General features: G+C 62.8%; 14 protein-coding genes. 11 read left to right on the forward strand and 3 right to left on the reverse strand.

What is annotated here, in order from left to right:
- Positions 1 to 7: 7 nt before the first annotated feature.
- A complete protein-coding gene (locus ACWMMN_RS34535; protein ID WP_342706320.1) occupies positions 8 to 766 on the reverse strand; it encodes a GntR family transcriptional regulator in 759 nt (252 codons plus the stop codon).
- Positions 767 to 1,021: 255 nt separating this feature from the next.
- Here ACWMMN_RS34535 and ACWMMN_RS34540 point away from each other — a divergent pair, with 255 nt between their 5' ends.
- The 8 genes from ACWMMN_RS34540 (at position 1,022) to ACWMMN_RS34575 (ending at position 11,903) form a co-directional block, all read left to right on the forward strand.
- On the forward strand, positions 1,022 to 3,088 hold the full coding sequence (locus ACWMMN_RS34540; RefSeq protein WP_174994477.1) for a hydantoinase/oxoprolinase family protein: 2,067 nt from the start codon (positions 1,022 to 1,024) through the stop codon (positions 3,086 to 3,088).
- A gap of 14 nt (positions 3,089 to 3,102) precedes the next feature.
- Complete coding sequence (locus ACWMMN_RS34545) at positions 3,103 to 4,863, forward strand: hydantoinase B/oxoprolinase family protein (protein WP_059241534.1); 1,761 nt, start codon at positions 3,103 to 3,105, stop codon at positions 4,861 to 4,863.
- Positions 4,860 to 5,927: a phosphotransferase gene (locus ACWMMN_RS34550; protein ID WP_174994478.1), complete on the forward strand. Its 1,068-nt coding sequence runs from the start codon at positions 4,860 to 4,862 to the stop codon at positions 5,925 to 5,927. Before ACWMMN_RS34545 ends, ACWMMN_RS34550 begins: the two co-directional genes overlap by 4 nt.
- A 25-nt stretch (positions 5,928 to 5,952) precedes the next feature.
- Positions 5,953 to 7,239 carry an aspartate aminotransferase family protein gene (locus ACWMMN_RS34555; protein ID WP_059241538.1) on the forward strand — a complete coding sequence of 429 codons (1,287 nt, stop codon included), beginning with the start codon at positions 5,953 to 5,955 and terminating at the stop codon, positions 7,237 to 7,239.
- Positions 7,240 to 7,591: 352 nt separating this feature from the next.
- Positions 7,592 to 8,800, forward strand: coding sequence for an alpha/beta hydrolase family protein (locus ACWMMN_RS34560; protein ID WP_486424456.1), 1,209 nt, complete (start codon positions 7,592 to 7,594; stop codon positions 8,798 to 8,800).
- A 66-nt stretch (positions 8,801 to 8,866) separates the two neighbouring features.
- Positions 8,867 to 9,649: an SDR family NAD(P)-dependent oxidoreductase gene (locus ACWMMN_RS34565; protein ID WP_059241542.1), complete on the forward strand. Its 783-nt coding sequence runs from the start codon at positions 8,867 to 8,869 to the stop codon at positions 9,647 to 9,649.
- A gap of 366 nt (positions 9,650 to 10,015) precedes the next feature.
- Positions 10,016 to 11,308 (forward strand): MFS transporter, encoded by a 1,293-nt coding sequence (locus tag ACWMMN_RS34570; RefSeq protein ID WP_486424457.1) that lies wholly within the window; start codon positions 10,016 to 10,018, stop codon positions 11,306 to 11,308.
- A gap of 241 nt (positions 11,309 to 11,549) precedes the next feature.
- Positions 11,550 to 11,903, forward strand: a complete 354-nt coding sequence (locus tag ACWMMN_RS34575) for a hypothetical protein (protein ID WP_155627333.1) — start codon at positions 11,550 to 11,552, stop codon at positions 11,901 to 11,903.
- Between the two features lie 59 nt (positions 11,904 to 11,962).
- Here the strand turns inward: ACWMMN_RS34575 and ACWMMN_RS34580 are convergent, their stop codons facing one another.
- A complete protein-coding gene (locus ACWMMN_RS34580; RefSeq protein WP_486424458.1) occupies positions 11,963 to 14,902 on the reverse strand; it encodes an ATP-binding protein in 2,940 nt (979 codons plus the stop codon).
- Between the two features lie 338 nt (positions 14,903 to 15,240).
- Between ACWMMN_RS34580 and ACWMMN_RS34585 the strand changes: the two genes are divergently transcribed.
- Positions 15,241 to 15,897 (forward strand): helix-turn-helix domain-containing protein, encoded by a 657-nt coding sequence (locus ACWMMN_RS34585; RefSeq protein WP_256087337.1) that lies wholly within the window; start codon positions 15,241 to 15,243, stop codon positions 15,895 to 15,897.
- A 293-nt stretch (positions 15,898 to 16,190) separates the two neighbouring features.
- Here ACWMMN_RS34585 and ACWMMN_RS34590 read toward each other — a convergent pair whose 3' ends face one another.
- Positions 16,191 to 16,814, reverse strand: coding sequence for a hypothetical protein (locus tag ACWMMN_RS34590; RefSeq protein WP_256087338.1), 624 nt, complete (start codon positions 16,812 to 16,814; stop codon positions 16,191 to 16,193).
- Positions 16,815 to 17,169: 355 nt separating this feature from the next.
- Here ACWMMN_RS34590 and ACWMMN_RS34595 point away from each other — a divergent pair, with 355 nt between their 5' ends.
- Together ACWMMN_RS34595 and ACWMMN_RS34600 are read left to right on the forward strand one after the other, a co-directional pair.
- Complete coding sequence (locus ACWMMN_RS34595; RefSeq protein ID WP_486424459.1) at positions 17,170 to 17,853, forward strand: hypothetical protein; 684 nt, start codon at positions 17,170 to 17,172, stop codon at positions 17,851 to 17,853.
- Complete coding sequence (locus tag ACWMMN_RS34600) at positions 17,804 to 18,952, forward strand: phosphatase domain-containing putative toxin (RefSeq protein ID WP_174994485.1); 1,149 nt, start codon at positions 17,804 to 17,806, stop codon at positions 18,950 to 18,952. Before ACWMMN_RS34595 ends, ACWMMN_RS34600 begins: the two co-directional genes overlap by 50 nt.
- Positions 18,953 to 18,972 lie beyond the last annotated feature (20 nt).

Genomic DNA, 18,972 nt, shown 5'->3' on the forward strand with positions numbered 1-18,972 from the left:
TGGATGCTCACGCGTGATCGTGCCGCAAGATGTCCAGGTAAATCGCACCAAAGGTTTCGATGTCTTCAACCAGGGTTGCCCGCGCCGTATCGCCATCGTCACTCTCCAGCGCCGCGATGATTCGGTCATGTTGTGCCGCGCCGAAATCGTGTCCGCGTTTGGCGGGACTGGCGGTCATCGCACGTTCGATGCTCGACAGGTACGGGCCGCTCTGCTGCCAGAGATTTTCGATGATCTGCAGCAACGCAGGCGATTCCGCACCGCGATAGATGCCGAAGTGGAAGGCCTGGTTCGCCTCCATGACGGTCGGATGATCGCGCTTCTTCGCTGCAGCCTTGAGCCGGGTGTTGGCGGCCTTGACATCCCGCAGCGCATCGCCGCCGATCCGCTTGGCGGAGAGATAGGCGGCATACCCTTCCGCCGCGACGCGCGCCTCGATCAAGGCCTGATACTGACCGAGCGTGAGCAGCGGCACGCGAACCTGCCGGTTCGGCAAGGTTTCCAGCGCACCTTCGCTCACCAGTCTGGAGACGGCATCCCGCACCGGCATCATGCTCACGCCGAGCGTGCCGGCGAGGTACCGCAGGGTCAACGACTGGCCCATCTCGAACTGACCTTGCCGCAGTGCCTGGCTCAACTGTCGATAGACCTTGTCATACAGGGTCTCGCGCTCGACAGGTTCAAGAAGGCCGGGGCGATCCGCCTTGGCGACGCCACGCTCGGATGCAGGCAAATCGCGGATTTCCGCCACCTTCTTGTCGTTCATACGAATCCTCGTTCGTGATGCGTGATGCCAGATATTTTATCACGCAGATCTGGCGCCGATCGCGCCGCCCGGCCCGTGCCCGTTGCGGCGGCGCGTGGATGAACCGCGGCCCGGCTCCGGCTGGGCGGCAGGTTTCGGCTTGCGCTTTCGGAGACCTGAGCCTATGATTTGTTATATGTTATCACAGATAACAAAAGAGGTGCGCTGCAAAGCGCCGGACTGGAATCGAGCCTGCTCATTTAAGTGGATGGAGCCATGAGAATCGCTGTCGACACTGGAGGTACTTTCACGGACCTGATCGTCGAATACGACGACGGTCAACTGAGAATGGCAAAGGCGCCGACGACGCCTGGCAAGCCATTGGAAGGGGTGCATGCCGCGCTGCAGGTGGCGGCGCAGGACGGCGGTTTCACGGTGGAACAGTTGTTGGCGCGCACCAGCATGTTCATCTATGGCACGACGCACGCGCTGAACGCAGTCGTGACCGGGCGGACGGCCCGAACTGCCTTTCTCACGACGGAAGGCCACCCGGACATCCTGGTGCTCAGGGAGGGCGGACGGCCCGACGTATTCGATTATTCGCTGTCGACGCCGGCCCCCTATATTCCACGGTCGCTCACCTGGCAGGTCGCCGAGCGCATGCTCGCGGATGGCTCGGTCGGCACGCCGCTGGATGAAGCGAAGTTGCTGGCCTCGATCGAGGAGATGAAGGCCGCCCGGATCGAAGCCGTCGCCGTGTGCCTGCTTTGGTCGAACGTCAACCACCGCCACGAGGAGCGGATCGGCGAACTGCTCGCGGCCCATCTGCCGTCGGTTCCCGTGTCGCTTTCGCACCGTGTGTCGCCGACGATCCGCGAGTATCGGCGCGCGTCCGCAACGGCGATCGACGCGTCCCTGAAGCCTTCCATGATCAAGCATCTGGAAGGGTTGCGACACTTCCTGCGCGAGGCAGGGCTCAAGGGACGGTTGCTCGTGCTGACTTCCCGGGGCGGCATCCTGGACATCGCCGACGCCGCGGCAATGCCGATCCAGATGCTCAATTCGGGGCCGGCGATGGCACCCATTTCCGGCCGCTATTTCGCGTCGGTCGACGAGCCCAGCGAATTCGCCATCGTCGCGGATACGGGCGGCACCACGTATGACGTGAGCCTGGTGAGACGGGGCAGAATTCCGGTGACGCGCGAGACGCACATCGAATCGCCGAGCGGATCGCACATTACCGGGTTTCCGTCGGTCGACATCAAGAGTGTCGGTGCGGGCGGCGGTTCGATCGCGTGGGTGGACGATGGCGGGATGCTGCATGTCGGTCCGCAAAGTGCGGGGGCCGAACCCGGCCCGGCCGCCTACGACAACGGCGGCGATCTTCCGACCGTCACCGACGCCTGCGTGGCCCTGGGTTATCTCGATCCCGACTTCTTCCTTGGCGGGCGGCGCAAGCTGAATGTCGATGCGTCGGTGAAGGCGATCCGGGCGCATGTCGCGGAACCGCTCGGCAGAACCGTCGAGGAAGCGGCCAGCGCGATCATCCAGATCGCAACGGAAAACATGGTCCAGGCGATCGAAACGATCACCGTCAATCAAGGCGTCGATCCGAAGGACGCGGTCCTGATCGGCGGGGGCGGCGCAGCAGGGCTCAACTCTGCGTGGATCGCCCGGCGCCTCGGCGCAAAGAGCCTGCTCATTCCGCAACTGGGCGCCGCGCTATCGGCGTGCGGCGCATTGATGTCCGACCTCACCGCGCAGTATCGCCGCACGTTCTTCACGCGGACCGATCGCTTCGATTTTTCCGGCGCGGGACACGTGCTCGAAGACCTGAACGGCGACTGCCGGCGATTCCTCGATCAAGCCGGGACCGAAGGCGCGACCGAGTTCCTGGTCGAGGCGCGCTACCCGGATCAGGTCTGGGAAATCGAGGTGCCCGTTACCCCGGACGTCTTTACGCACGCTGACGGCATCAAGGTGTTCGAAGCCGCTTTCCATCGTGCGCACGAGGAGCTTTTCGGCATCCAGGACGACACGTCGCCGGTCGAGATCGTCGGCTGGTGTGCAACGGTTTCCGTGCGGGTGCGCGGTGCATCCGAGCCATGCGTCGGCCATGCCGGCGATAGCGCGGGCGAGCCGGCGGTGCGGGTCCGCCGCGCGTATTTCCCGGATACCGGCTACATCGATACGGCGGTGCACCGGCTCGGCGACATCGGCGTGCAACACCGCATCAGCGGACCTGCCATCGTCGAATCCCCCTTTACGACCATCGTGGTGCCGCCTGGCGCCGAGGCAAGCCGGACGCCGTCCGGAAGCCTGGTGATGACCGACGTTGAATGAGAGGACCACGGACCATGACTGAAAACACGACCAAAGGCCGCCGCGACGGCGTCAAGCTGGCGCTCGTCAACAACCGGCTCCAGGGCATTGCCAGAAAGATGTCGAATACGCTGGCCCGAACCGGCCGCTCAGGCGTGCTCAACATTGCACGTGATTTTTCCTGCTGCATCGTGTCCGCCGACGACGAACTCGTCGCGGCGGCCGAGAGCCTGCCCATTCACGTGCTGTCCGGGCCGGACCTGATGTCGAAGTCGATGAAGGAACTGCACCCGGGCTTTCTGCCGGGGGATGTGTTCCTCCACAACTCGCCGTATCACGGGTGCTCGCATCCTGCGGACCATACGCTGCTCGCGCCCGTGTTCGACGGCGACGGCAAGCACCGGTTCACCATCCTGGTCAAGGCGCACCAGGCGGATTGCGGCAATTCCCAGCCGACGACCTACATGGGGACTGCGCGCGACGTGTATGAAGAGGGCGCGCTGATTTTCCCGTGCGTCCAGGTGCAACGACAGTATGAACGTGTCTCCGACGTGATCCGCATGTGCGAACTGCGGATTCGCGTGCCGGAGCAATGGCGGGGGGATTTTCTCGCGATGCTCGGGTCCGTTCGCATCGGCGAGCAGGAACTGCTTGCGTTGGGACAGGATCTTGGGTGGGACGCACTCGAGGCCCTGACGAAGGATTACCTCGACTACAGCGAAGAGCGCATGATCGCCGCGCTGCGCCAGCTGCCGCGCGCCAGTGCGGAGCGCTCGTCGACGCACGATCCGATCCCGGGCACGCCGCCCGACGGGATCACCGTCAAGGTGACGGTCCGGATCGATCCTGACGACGCCCGTGTCCACGTCGATCTGACCGACAACGACGATTGCTACCCGTGCGGGCTCAATCTGTCGGAGTCCTGCGCGCGGACCGCCGCGATGATCGGCATTTTCAACAGTATCGACGCGACGATTCCAAAGAATGCCGGCGCGTTCCGCCGCATCGATGTCCAGCTGCGTGAAGGATGCGTCGTCGGTGTGCCGCGTCATCCGACCTCATGTTCGGTCGCGACGACGAACCTCGCGGACCGTGTCACGGGCCCGGTTCAGGTCGCGATGGCGGACATCTCCGCGAGCATTGGCGCCGCCGAATGCGGTCCGTTCCAGCCGCCGTCGGTCGGCGTGCTCTCCGGGGTGCGCGGAGACACCGGGGATGCGTATGTCAATCAGGTGTTTCTGGGTTTCACCGGCGGCGGCGCCGGGCCGCGCGCCGACGCGTGGCAATTGATGCTGCATGCCGGCAACGGCGGCCAATGCCTGCTCGACAGCGTGGAGCTGGACGAATTGCGCATGCCGGTGATCGTGACCAGACGGCAATTCGTGATCGACAGCGAGGGCGCGGGGCAGTATCGCGGCGCGTCGAGCCTCGTGACCGAATTCGGCCCGCTGTCCGGCAAGATGACGGTTGCGTATGTCGCGGATGGTTCCGTCAATCCGGCCCAGGGCGCCCGCGGCGGCGGTGCGGGCGGCGCGACGTCGCAGGTTCTGATCGACAAGGACGGGCAGTGCCATGACATTCCCGTGGCGGGACATGTCGATCTGGTTCCGGGCGAGACCATCCGCTCGGTATGCGCGGGCGGTGGAGGATACGGGGTACCGAAAACCCGAGCCGTCGCGGCCGTGATCGACGACGTGCGCGAGCGCTGGATTTCGCGTGAGCGCGCGTTGTCGGTCTACGGCGTCGACGTTCATGCGGATGCCAGTGGCGGGGTGGCTGTCGAGGTCCGGAAATGAGCCGGGGAACCGACGCCGGCTACGCCTTCGACAAGACGATGACCGAAGCCATGCCGGCCGTGCATGACGAGGTGGCTTGCGACATCGTGCGCGCCGTTTATTCGATCGAACCGCGTTCGCTCAGGAGACTCACCGGCGAGCGCGATCTCAATTACCTGGTGGAGGACGCGGAAGCGCGCCGGTACGTGCTCAAAATTACGCACCCGTCCGAGCTTGCGCAGGTGACGGAACTCGTCACGAAGGCCCTGCGTCACATCGAGGCGACCGACTCGTCGATTCCGGTTCCCACGGTGTTGTCGACCAACACCGGGGCCGACGCCGGCTGGTTTTGCCTCCATGACGGCCGGATGGCGCCCGTGCGATTGTTCAGTTTCCTTCAGGGAACGCCGCTGCACCAGATCGAGGTCGACCGATTCTGCCGGCGCTCGATCGGGCAAACGCACGCCAGGATCGGACGTGCCCTTGCCGATTTCGCGTACCCGGCGCCCGATCGCGACCTGCTGTGGGATCTGAAGCGCATGGACCGGGTCAGGGGGCTGCTGGAATACATCGACGGTCCGGATCGGCAGCGATTGGCCATCGAGTCCTTCGAGCGCTTTCAAGCGGGCATCGAACCGCTGTCGGGTGCGCTACGGGAACAGTACATCCACAATGACCTGAATCCGTACAACGTGCTGGTCGATCCTGCGACCCACGGCGTGTCCGGCGTCATCGATTTCGGGGATATCGTCAAGGCCCCGTTGATCAACGACCTGGCGACCGCGGCTTCGTATTTCATCGCGGACGCCGACGATCCGCTGGCGCCCGTTGTCGAACTGGTGGCTGCCTACCACGGCGAGATGCCGCTGGACACGGTGGAGCTTCACGCACTCTTTCCGCTGATCCTCGCGCGACTGGTCATGACCGTCGCCATCACGGAATGGCGCGCGTCGCTGCATCCGTCGAACAGCGCCTACATTTTGCGAAACAACGCCAATGCATGGATCGGTCTGAAGCGCCTGGCGCGAATCTCCGATGCACAGGCGAACACACGTTTCCAGGCCATTCGCGATCTTCGCGGTTAGCCTCAACCCTATCGTGGGAAGTTCAATGGATACAACCGATTCGATTGCGCGTCGCCAGAACAATCTCGGCCCGGCTTATCGCCTGTTCTACGATGAACCCGTCCATGCCAAAAGCGCCGAGGGGGTGTGGATTGTCGATGTGGACGGAAAGCGCTACCTGGACGTGTACAACAACGTGCCGTCGGTCGGGCATGCGCATCCCGGCGTCGTGGCGGCGATCTCCAGCCAGATGGCCGTGCTGGCGACGCATACCCGCTATGTGGAAGAGCGGATACTCGAGTATTCGGATCGCCTGCTCGCGCTGTTTCCGGCGGCGCTCGACAAGGTGATGTTCACCTGCACCGGCAGCGAGGCGAACGATCTTGCGTTGCGCGTTGCACGTGCGGCAACGAACGGAACGGGCATCATCGTGACGAAGCTGGCGTATCACGGCGTCACCAGCTCGATCGCCGAGATCTCTCCGTCGTTCGGCGCAGGCGTACCGCTCGGCCAGCATGTGCGCACCGTCCCGGCCCCCGACACCTACCGGACCTACTCGGCCGGGCAAGTCGCTTCCGCGTTTGCCGAAAGCGTTGCCGCGGCGGTCGCCGACATGAGGCGGCACGGTATTCAGCCTGCCGCGCTGATCGTCGACACGATTTTCAGCAGCGACGGCATTTTCGGCGATCCGGCCGGCTTTCTGGGCCCGGCGGTCGATCTGATCCGTCGCGAGGGCGGAATTTTCATCGCCGATGAAGTTCAAGCCGGCTTTGGCCGTACCGGATCCGCGATGTGGGGTTTCGAGCGCCACGGTGTCGTTCCGGACATCGTCACGCTCGGGAAGCCGATGGGAAACGGGTATCCGGTTGCCGGCATCGTCGCACGGACGCCGCTGATCGACGCGTTCGCCGGACGGACCCGATACTTCAACACGTTTGGCGGCAATCCGGTGGCAAGCGCTGCGGGCCTTGCGGTACTGAATGCGATCCGGGACGAAGGGCTGATGCTCAACGTGCAAAGCACGGGACACTATTTCCGGTCGAAGCTGCTCGAGCTTCAGGACGCGTGCCCGCTGATCGGGGACATTCGTGGCGCAGGTTTCTTCCTCGGGGTCGAACTCGTGAAGGACCGGCAATCCAAAGCGCCATTGAGCGACGACACGCCGAAGGTGGTGAATGGCATGCGCAGGAAAGGCATCCTGATCAGTGCCACCGGGCCGTACGGAAACGTTCTCAAGTTGAGACCGCAACTGATTTTTCAACCGGACCACGTCGATCTGTTCATGACGAACCTCGAAGCGGTTTTGTCAGACGTAACGCGCTCGCTCGCCTGATATTCCGGGTTCCACGTTCGGCGCCCGGACGGCGGCAATCCGGTCAACAGGGACGGCAGCCACCGCCCGGAGCCGGCACCGCCGACGCTTCCGGGGCGCCAACGGAACATCATCTTGATATGTGATAACAGACCCGCTATCATGAATCGAAATTTACGTATCCGTAAATTCAGGCGTGACCCTCGCGAAGCGCCAGCGGATGCCTGGGGGGAAAGGGCCTCGGGGCGCCAGTTCAAGGGGATACCGGTCGCAGGTGTCGGCACCGTCGGCAAGCGACCCGCAAGAAACAGAATCAATGAAGACGGTTGGTCGTATCTGGGTTAGTCAAATCAATCATGGAGAGAGACAGAAGATGGATGCGAAGAACGTAGCACCCGGTCGTTACGAGAAGAATGGCTGGGTTCAATGGCCGGGGCAGCCCGAGCTGAGTTTTCAGTTTGCGCGCACGCTGGGTGCCGCGCAGGAAGGGGCCAGCCTGATCAGCGAGTGCTTTCTCGCGGCATCGCGGATGGCGCCGGGCGATACCGAGAGCTGGTATCGCGAATGGCAAGCCCTCGCACGGACGAGCGAGACCCGTGCGAACGAGGCGTTTGAATTGAAGCGCTTTCGTACGGCGAGCAGCAACTGGCTGCGCGCGGCCAACTACTATCGTTCGTCGGAGTTCTATCTCGGGCATGACGACCCGCGACGCACCGACACCTTCGAAAGCGTGGAGCGCTGCTCGAAGCGTTATCTGGCGGGTCTCACGCCTGCCGGCGAAGTCGTCAAGGTTCCGTACGAGAACGGGGCGCACCTGGATGCCTATTTCATCCCGTGTGCAGGCAGCGACGTTCGTTCGCCGGTCGTAATCGCTTTCGGCGGGCTCGACGAGTACAAGGACGAACTCCTTCACGAGATGCCCAAGCACGCGCTTCCCCGCGGCATGTCGTTGCTGCTGGTCGATCTGCCCGGGCAAGGCGGAACGCTGCGCAGGCAGAAAATCGTCAACCGCCCGGATACGCAGGTTCCGGTCGGCGCATGTGTCGACTATTTGCTGACGCGTGCGGACGTCGATTCGACCCGGATCGGGCTGTACGGTGCCAGCGTCGGGGGTGTCTACGCGGCGCTGGCCGCAGCGGCCGAGAAGCGGGTCGCTGCCGTGGTGTCGGATTCGGTGATGTTCGACATGTCGTCGCTGTTCGCCGAGTGGCTCGACTTCCCCGACAAGCTGATCTGGGGCCACCTGAAATGGGTCTTCGGATGCTCGACACCGGAAGCGGTGGTTCAGCGGGCCAAAGTGTTCTCGTTGAGCGGCGTCATCGACAACATCAGCGTGCCGTATCTTGTCCTGCAGGGAACCGAGGACTGGCTCGGCCTCGAGACGGCGACCGATACCTACGACTATGCGAAAAAGAGCGGTGTAAACGCCGAACTCAAGCTTTTTTATCCGGAAGAAACCGGCGCGGCGCATTGCCAGATCGACAATCCGACGCTCGGTCAGGAATTTGTCTGCGACTGGCTGGCCGAGAAGCTCGGTGTCGATCAGGCAAGCGCGCGGGCCCGATACCCGGCACTGGCCTGAGTCCGGTGCATCGGCGCGGATCGATCGTCTGATCAACATTTTGTTGTCCTGAACAGGAGTAGGTTGATGAAACTGAAGGGAAAGGTAGCGCTCGTGACGGGCGGGTCTCAAGGCATCGGCGAAGCGGTCGCCCGAGCCTTGTCGCAAGAAGGCGCGATCGTCGCCGTCGTGGCGTCGAGCAGCGTCGAGAAAGCCGTGGCCGTCGCGAGGACGCTGGGCGCCGCGGAGGGCAGGGCGAAAGGCTATGCCGCGGATGTTCGCGATGCGGATGCGATGACGCAACTGGCGAAGGAGATCGTCGCGGATTTCGGCCGGATCGACATTCTCGTGAATTGCGCGGGCGTGTTCGTGCCGACACCGATCGAGTCCGACGACAAGACCAACATGAACAACACCGTCGACATCAACGTCAAGGGAACGTGGAACGCCATCAGCGCCGTCGTGCCGGAGATGAAGCGCAACCAATACGGCAAGATCGTGAACATTGCGTCCGTATGCGGGGTCATGGGATTCGGCTCCTTTGCGGCCTACTGTGCGACGAAGGCAGCCGTCATCATGCTGACCAAGACACTGGTGTTCGAGCTGGCGCCACACGGCATCAACATCAATGCGATCGGGCCGGGGAATACCGCCACGCCGATCAACGAATATATCCGCAAGGATCCGGAGTACGCATCGGTCCTCAAGGAGATCGTGGATCAGACGCCCAGCGGGAATGCCTACTCGTCACCGGAAGACATCGCGCAAATCGCGCTGTTCCTCGTGTCCGACGCCGCGCGCGCGATGCACGGCAGTTTCGTTCTTGCGGACGAAGGGTATTCTGCCGGGGCGGATTTCACGTCGGACTGACCGGACGCATCGACGGGCGTCGGCGCGCATTGCATCGTCGCTGTCGAGATTTCGCACAAGAATCCGGAAACGATCATGAAATGAGAAATCTGCGACATATGTTTCGGAGTCCATCATTTGTGATCGTTATCGCCTCGTCGGCGCCCGTGTCGACCAGGCGATGGCAGCGCGAGTTGAAATGGCGTCCGGCATGGACCGATCGCACCTGCGTTCTCCGGCAGGCCCGGCAGTTTCGTACGACCTTGTTCCGGTCCACTGCCAGGCCTGCCGGGAACCTACTCAGAAAGACCGTTCCGTCATGCAGATTGCATGGAAGCGCTTCGTGCTTCGCAAAGGGAACCGTCGCACCATTCAGGAGGAGACTCGATGAACTCGACCTTTGACGAATTCAAGCGGAACTGGCTACTGGTCGTGGTCGCCATGTTCGGATGCGGGCTGGGGATTTCTTCTCTGCCCCTCTATACATCGGGCGTTTTTTTCCCGTACATGACGAACGATCTCGGATGGACCCGTAGCGAACTGTCCTTCGCGGTATTGCTCTCCACGCTGATGCTGGCCGTTGCGTCACCCACCGCCGGGCTGCTGATGGACCGATTCGGTGTGGCCAGGATCACGGCCTGCTCGCTCGTGATGGCTGCGGCCTTGTTTGCGGTGCTTGGGCTGCATCGCTTTTCGCTGGCGCAGTTTTATGCGATCCAGCTCGCTATCGCCGCGTTGGGGGCAGGGGCCGCCCCGGTTGCGTACACACGGCTGGTGGTCCATCAGTTCGAGGCGACCAAAGGGCTTGCCCTCGGCATCACCCTGCTGGGACCGAGCCTGGTTGCAACCTTTGCGCCGCTCCTCGTCGCCACGGTCATTTCCACGCATGACTGGCAGGCTGGGTATCTGACGCTCGCTGCGCTGACAGCGGCCATGCTGCCGTTACTCGGTGCGCTGTTGCTCGTGCAGCCGGCGGCACTCCGCGCGTCGAAATCGACCGCGGTTGCCCCGGACGACAGCCTGTTCAATGCGACCGAGCGGCGCGCGATCTTCTCGCGGTTGATGCTCGGGCTCGGATGCTACTCGCTCGCGGTGGGCGGCATGCTCGTGCATTTGACGCCGATGCTGGTCGATGGCGGGATGACCACCGTCAATGCCGCGAAGATTGCCGGACTCGTCGGGATTTCCGGCATAGCGGGCCGACTGCTCGGGGGCTGGAGCGCCGACCGCATCTTCGGTCCGTATATCCTGGGCACGATTGCGGTAGTCGCCGCGACTGGCTATGCCGCACTCGCGACGTTCGGCATCCCGGCAGCGCCTTTTTCCGCGATCGCGGTAGGCTTCGCGCTCGGCACCGAGGGCGACCTGCTGGGATACCTGGTATCCCGTTACTTTGGAAAGCGGTCGTATGGCAGGGTATTCGGGTGGATCTTCGGCGCATTCATCGCATGCCTGGGCCTCAGCCCGATGATCATGGCGTTTCTCCATGCGCGATCGGGATCGTACAGCGTGCCGCTTTGGGTCGACTCGGTCCTGCTGGTTGTTTCCGCCCTCGTGCTCGTCAGGCTTCCGAAGTATCGCCGTAGCCGGCACGACATGCCCGGTGACGAAAGCAGCCCGCAGGGGAGGCCCGCGACGTATCCGGAGGGGCCTCAAAAGACGGATTTTTTCGTGCGCTGAAGGGGGGATTGATCGTTGCCGAATTCAGGGCGACCGGGTGTGGAAAGACTGTTGAGCAGATCAACACGAAAATCATCCACTTCCGCAGGTGTGTCATTCGACCTCTGCATGAGGCGCTGGCCGCACCACGTCGGTTCGCAAGCGTCCAAGTATCTTCGCGGTTCTGAAAGCATGTTGGCTGAATGGCAAGAACAATTATCGTTTTTTGCGGAAGATTTTGCTCCGCAAGTGCGAGGCCAAGATGGAATTCAAGACGAACCGATTGCGCGTTTTCGGCGTGGTCCCGCGGCAGGCCGCACAGCTTTGTGCGTCGCTGCTCAAAGACGACGAGGTGGCTGCTCTTGTCCCCTGGATGAATGGCAAAGACGCAAAGGAAGCGGGGCAGGAGACTTTGCGTATCGAGCTTTTATGCGGGGCCGGCAGCTTGAACGTCTGGGCAATTCAAAGACTTGAAGATCAAGTTCTGGTGGGCGCTGTCATGGAGACACCGTCGCTGGTGGGCAGCCGTGTCGAGGCGATCCTTGGCCGTCAGTACTGGAATCTCGGATACTCGGATGAAGCCATCGCACCGATCCTCGAATGGATAGCGTCATAGGGTTGAGCGATTCGGGCGAATGACCAGGTCGGCGCGCGCGACGACAAGCGCATCGCGAATCAGGTGATTGTGTCGCGACCTTCCTCCGCCTTCCGCGACGGTACGATTTGCTCCCGGGTAGCCGAGATCCGGCGCCACAGCAGCGATGCACGTTGTTGCCGGGCTTCGTGCGCTGCGTGCTCGAGCGCGGCGTGCACATGCTCGGCGGGCAGGCCCGCGTGGTGCTGGATGACCGCATACACACGCCACGCCTCGGGCATCAACCACCTGCGTCCGCCGGCCGACAGATTGGCGATCATCTGCTCGAACTGAGGGACCAGCATCGAAACGTCCACCTTGCTCAACACCAATCCGCGAAACCGTTCCAGCACGACCAGATCGACGATGGTCGTATGACCGCGGGCCAGATTGCCCAGCGCCAGTCGAGTCAGCTTGCACGCTTCGTCGTGTGTCTCGTCGATTGCGTGCGTCCACTGCAGGAAACTGCACCCGACGCTCGTCCAGCCTTGCAAGCCGTTGCGTTGCGCGATTTCCAGCAGCAACCGGGCCTGCTGTGCGACACGCTGCGTGTTGCCTTCCAGCAGGAACAGGACGCAAGCCATCATCGCGGCAGCGCAACGCGCGATCGGATCGGAGGGGTGTCGTGCGTCCTGCAACGCGCGCAACAACAGCGGATGCGCAATCGTATGCGCGCCGGTCAGCCACAGCGACATGGCCAGCGCGTTGTCCGACACCACGGCGACATAGTCGGGCGTGCCGGTTTCCGGCCACTGGCGATCGGGCCGTTCGCCAACCGGCGGCGCATGTCCGTCCGGTGGAGCAAACAGGCGGATGGCCTCGTCGTGCCGGCCATCGAAGGTCAGCAGCGCACCGTGCAGCAGCGCAAAGCCCTGATGTGACGACGAACTGGCACATTCATGCAAGATCCGCGCCCGCACCTGCATCAGGAGTTCGGGCGAATCGTCATTGAAACCGGCTTCGAGCGAGCGCATCAACAACAGCGATAGCGCGAGCACGCGGTTGTCGTCGTCGGCGCAGGCCGTGGCGAGTTCATAGACACGCCACCACGATGCAACGACCTCCGCTGTCGACGTGGCGTGCTGCATGGACTGCGCCACGGACAGATACAGCAGCATGTGGTCGCGGATCTTGAGGACCGGGCGCGACAGATCGTGCTCCAGCACACGGCGAATCCATGTCAGCCATTCCCTGGCGAGACGCGCGCCGATCCAGATCGCTCCCGAATGTTGCAGCAGCTGGATGGCGATCCGCGGATAACCGGCGTTGCCTGAAAAACCGAGTGCGCGTCGCAGGTCGGCAAGCGTCGGCGCGCTGTCGCGGCGCTTGTCGGCAGGCCTGCCATCCCGCCCGGACGGCGGGCTGATTTTCCGGACGACCCATTTGGCATGACGCGCGGACAGGTCTGCATGGTCGAAACGATGCGTCAGGATCCCACGGATGAATCGCCGCACCGGCCGGGGGACTTCGAAGTGGCCGCCAGGATCGGCGGACGGGCCTGCATCGACCAGGCCGGCGTCGATCAGGTTCGCCACGATCGCGGGCAGCCGGTCTTCCGTATCCCCGGTGCCCGTTTCTTCCGGTCGGATCGAGACGGCACATGCGTCGGCCAGGTCGAACGGTCCGCCGATCAGACTGACGCAACACAATACGTGCTGCGCAGCGGTGTCGAGCGCGCCGTAGGCCAGTGCGACCACGGACGACACCAGCGTAGCCGGTTCCGGTGCAATCTCATGACTTCCCGTTCGATGCTGCATGAGCCGGCGCCACCGCGCGTTCCAGTCCTCGGCCGCGCTGTCGAGCGTCGTGCGACCGCGCACCGCGCGTGCGATCTGTCGTGCCGCCAACGCGAGTGCAAGCGGATTGCCGCTCAACGCGCGGGAGATCGATTCCAGCGTCGCGTCGAGCGGCCTGTCGCGCGTGCGATCCGGCGTTGCGTCGACGCGCCCGGCGCTCGGCCGTCCCCCGTTCGATTCGAGTTGCGCGACGAGCAGTCGGCAGGCATCCGACAGGGGCGTGTCCGCCGTGTCGAGCGCCGCAGCGGATGCCGGTCGCCCGCCGAAGCGCAGCGGCGCCACTGGCAGCACACGCTCTTCGGCGATGAACAACGGTGCTTCCGCGCATACGATCACGCACACCTCGGTCACGCTCAGCCATGTCTCGACGAGACTGGCGACCTCCTGCGCGAGATGATCGCAATGATCGATGACCAGCAGCATGCGGCGATTCGTCAAGTGCTCGATGAGCCCGCCCGGTCCCGACGACGCATGCGACGACACGGGCAGGATTTTTGCCGCAATGACATCCGGGACGAGTTCGGGCAGTGTCAGGTCGGCGAGCTCGACGTAGGCGACACCATCGGGGAACAATGCCGAGGTGCACAGCGCTGCCTCGCGAGCGAGCCGGGTTTTTCCATTGCCGCCCGGGCTGGTCAACGTAATCAGGCGATGCTTCGGCGCCAGCATCAACAACTCGGAGAGTTCCGCATCGCGCCCGATCAACGGCCGATGCTCGATATCATCGTCGAGCAAACCCGCGACACGCTCGTCGTGCCTGCCGGCATCGCGCATGTCGTGCCATTCGCATCTCGGCGGATCGACTGCCGCGCGCCTGCCGTCGGGACCGGCCCACTCGTCGCGAATGTCGCACCACTCGGCGGCGAAGCGATAGCCGCGGCGCGGCACGGTCTCGATCACGTCCCGATCGTCGCCCAGCACGTTGCGCAGTTGCGATACCAGCGCCTGAACGCTATTGGCCGACACGGATGAACCCGGCCAGACATGCTGCTGCAGTTGTTCGATCGAGACGATCCTGCCGCCCGCGTCGATCAATGCGATCAGCAATTCGGTGGCCCGTTCGTTGGATGCGAGCGCTTTTCCCTCCGCCCACAAGCGGCGGGACTTGCGCCCGATGGCAAAACGGCCGAACAGCGTGAAATGCTCATCGGAAGGAAGCTGCGCTCGGGCATCCTGCAGGGGCATGGCTTGTTCTCGATATTTACGGATAGGTAAATCCAGGGTTGCCGAATCGCGACGCCGAGCTTCTTCAACCTTTCGTTACTGAATAGTGAACCCCGACCATCGAGGCTGAACTGGCAACAATTCAACCCGGAATTTACATATATGCAAATCAAGGTGTTTAAAAAAACCGTGGCCGTGAAGATACCGCGGTTTCGTCATGCAATTGTGAATTCAGTGTACGTCCTTTGTCGTGTTGCGACAAGCCTCGTCCGCGGGGGCGGCGATGCGGTATATTCAGTTCACTCATCCGTCTATTCAATTTACTCATCCGCAACGTTTTTCAACTCCGATGAACGGCAATGAACAAGAAGACCCGCGTCGCCTCCATCACTTCGGCACTGTCGATCAAGCCGCCGCGCCGCGGCCGCCAGCAAGTACCCGCCGACAAGATCGGCCAGCGGTTGCGCGCGCTGCGCCAGTCGCGGGACCTGACGCTGAATGAGGCAAGCCGGCTGACCGGTGTTCCTGCCGCGACGTTTTCGCGTATCGAGACGAACAAGATGTCGCCGACCTTCGGCATGCTGCTCCGGATCATCGAAGGGATGGGGTTCGACTGGAGCGAGGTGCTGACCGTCCAGCCACGCAAGGTCACCACGCTGAGCGTCTGTCACGCAGAAGACATCGTCACGACGCGAATCGCCAACATTCCGTATGAATACGCACTGCTGCACCGCGACAGTTCGACCGGGATGATCACGTTGCGCATGCAGGTCGAGGCACGTACGCTCGACGAGGCAGGGGGGCTCGCCACGCACGACAGCGAGGAATTTTGCTATGTGCTGTCAGGCGAACTGGAACTGCATTTCGAACAAGGGGAGCCGACGCGGTTGCGGGCGGGCGAAAGTGCATTGTTTTCGTCGCATCGGCCGCATGCATACGTGGCGCCGGCCGGCGCGACGCTGCTCGTGGTGCTGACCCCTTCCGGATACGCGCAACAGAAACCCGTTTCACCGTAGCGCGTCCTGGCATGTCCGCAACGCCGGACGTCGTCGTGCGCGGACGCTCGCGGCAGGTCGTGGAATATGGAAAAGTACCGGTCAGCGCCGATTTCGTCACCAACCGGCAGGTCGGCGCAACACGTGAGCAACCGGCTCGGAACGGGCATGTGTTCCACGCGACAATGCCTGTTCCAGGGTGCCGGTCCGGCCAGCGCGCGGTTGCCGGCGCGGTCGTTCACTGGTTCGCGTCCCGCGAGTACCACTCGTTTGGCTAATTCCCGTTCATCTCGATGAGCGGGAACGGGGTCGATTCATCGCTTGACGAATGGATCGATATCGTCATCTTTTGCGTCCCGATTTGAAGATTTCTCGAAAGAAAATGTTTCATTTCCTTTGAATGGTCCGGAGATTTCCACATTCGCAGTACTTCTGCGAAATGCGTATTCATGGTAATTGACGACCCACATCGCAATATGTTTTTTATCTTCCTCAATTTCATTTCTTCCGAAATACTCGGGAATCAATTGCGATAGGCGATCTCGGCGCTCCTCGTCCTTGTCCTTGATTGCTTCCCGTTCCAGCAGGATATCTTCGTGAGGCGCCGTTACCTGCCCGCTCGACGAGCGTCGCGGCGGCATCGCTTGACTCAGTCGTTGCAGTCGAATCGAAGGTGCCGGATTTGCCGGAGCGTGATCTGCGGCATGCTTGCCAGTCGGAGATTCGGCTGACTGGATTCCCGCTCGGCGCGGTTCTTCGCGAAGCCCCGTTGCCTGTTCGCCCCTCGAGTGTCGCGGTGCCCTCATCCGGCTCAGCTGCTGCAACTGAACCGGTGGTGTTGGACTGGAAGGGACCGTGTCATTGACACGTTCACCAAGCGGATTGTCGGTGTGGGGCAAGTCACGCTCGCCCGGCTCACGGCTAATGGTGCATCCCATCGAGCGCTCCATGTGGATTGCAATTTGGCACCCGCCAGATTACCGGTCAGGCGCGGTGCGATCTGTTCGGCTTGCGAAGCGTTGGACGATGATGCGAAGACATGCCGTGCCGTCCTCAATGACGTTGTCCGGTGCTGGCCAGCAGATGTCGATGCAACTTGGCGGGCATCGACGACGCGAAGGGATCAAGTGATCCGGAGGGTTTTGCCGGCGTGGCGAAGTCACGGCGACGCACGCGAAGCGTAAAAATCCGGCATGATCGAACGAGGTGTATCCGAACGTTTCGCACCGGGAGTGCAGCGTTCGATGTCACGCGAGAGGTGTTTGCATCGCGCTCCACCCGGCGCGAATTCATGTGCTTCGCGCCCCCGATGGTATTTTCGCGTTCGGGACCGCGCGGTTGCCGCGGAACCGCGACCCTATCGACCTCTGCAGCGCATGTCCGTGCGGGGTCCGTTGCAGACAGGCTCAATTTTTCCCGCCTCGTGACATTCGTTGGCTGAACGGGCGCCGCCAAGCGGTCGCGCGTCAGCGTCGCGTCATCCATCCCCGTCCCGACGTCAACGTATCGGGCCGTCGGCCGGTACTTGGCGAAGGGGGGGGCATCGACAGCGCGCTGGATCCGGAACCGCGCCGCATTGACCACGCTCGCGGCGTATCGGCAGGCAAGCGGGAGCGGGGCGACCGGCGTTCGACGACCCCGCGCTTCGTCGACATCAAGACGCCGAGTCTGCATGCGGCGTCAGGATCTTCGGCGATCGGTACCGGCGTCGATCGCGAGGCATGGCTCGAAGGCGCATACAACCATGCAGGATCGCTTCCCGTACCCAACGGACGCGTCGATCGAGGGCTTGCCGAAACGGTGAAGATCGATGAGTGGTCGGGCGATCGGGCGATCCACATGATCGGACCCATTCCGTGGTTCCGTACAAGCATCGACGCGCGCCTCTCGACTCTTCGCGCGGCGACACAGGCATTCTGGAGACGTCATGACGAACATCGCAAAATCCGGCGGATTCAAGCCACCGGTTACGAGTGAATCGGGATCCGATGAGCGCTGCATTCAAAAGACACGTCAACAGCCGCAGGATGCCGAGCATTCTGCCCGGCATCCCACGCTATCGATACTGCCTCGCAAACCGGAGGCGGGCACCCGGGCCGGCGACGACGGCATTGCCACGCTACCGCGCATCAGCTCCCTGCGGTTCGCACAACCGGAGCGAGAGCTGGATCCCGTCCTGACCTACGACCGCACGCCACCGCCGGAAGACCAGCCGGGTAGCGCGGAACATTTCCGGTACTTCCGGACCACCAGCGACTTGAGCGCCCTTCCGGCGCACTTCAATCGGGAAGGACTTGACGACTTGCGACTATCGGGAAGCGAGACGATCTCGACGACCGGGCAGGTTGAACGTATCGCGCGATCCGCGAACATTCAGAATCGGGATCAATTGCATATCGTCGATGTCCGCCAGGAATCACACGTCGTAGCCGGCCGCTACGCACTGACGTTGCGCGGCCTGAAAGACTGGGCCAACGTCGGCCTTTCGCACGAGGAAGCGTTGCAGCGCGAAGCCGACTGGATCGGCGACCTTCGTCGAAGCGAGCATCTGACGATCCATAGCGCGGAAGACATGAAGTCGGGCGTCAGGCCGATGAGGTCGGTCACGCTCCATCGTCCGGAGATCGTCAGCGAGCAGGCGCTCGTCGAACGCACCGGGGCAAACTATGCCCGTCTGACGGTCACCGACCACCTGCGGCCGGGCAACGATGCCGTCGACCGGTTCGTCGATATCGTCCGTCAGATGCCGTCCGGCGCAGCATTGCATGTGCATTGCAAGGGTGGCAGAGGGCGCACGACCACGTTCATGGCGATCTATGACATGTTGCGCAACGCTCGACGGGTGTCGGCAGACGGCATCATCGACCGGCAAGGGGAGCTGGGTCACTATCAATTGAGAAAGATCGATGGGCAGAACGCCGTCTTTCGACAGGATCGATTGTCGTTCCTCTATGCGTTCCATGAGTACGCGAGACAAAACCCGGACGGACAGCCGCAAACCTGGAGCGCATGGCTCGCGTCGCGTCCGGGCGCCGGCGCCAGAGCTACCGATGGCGTGCCGGCTGCCAGGGATTGATCGCCGCGGCATGGTCAGGT

The organism is Burkholderia cepacia complex sp. TUM26381 (genome assembly GCF_057439935.1).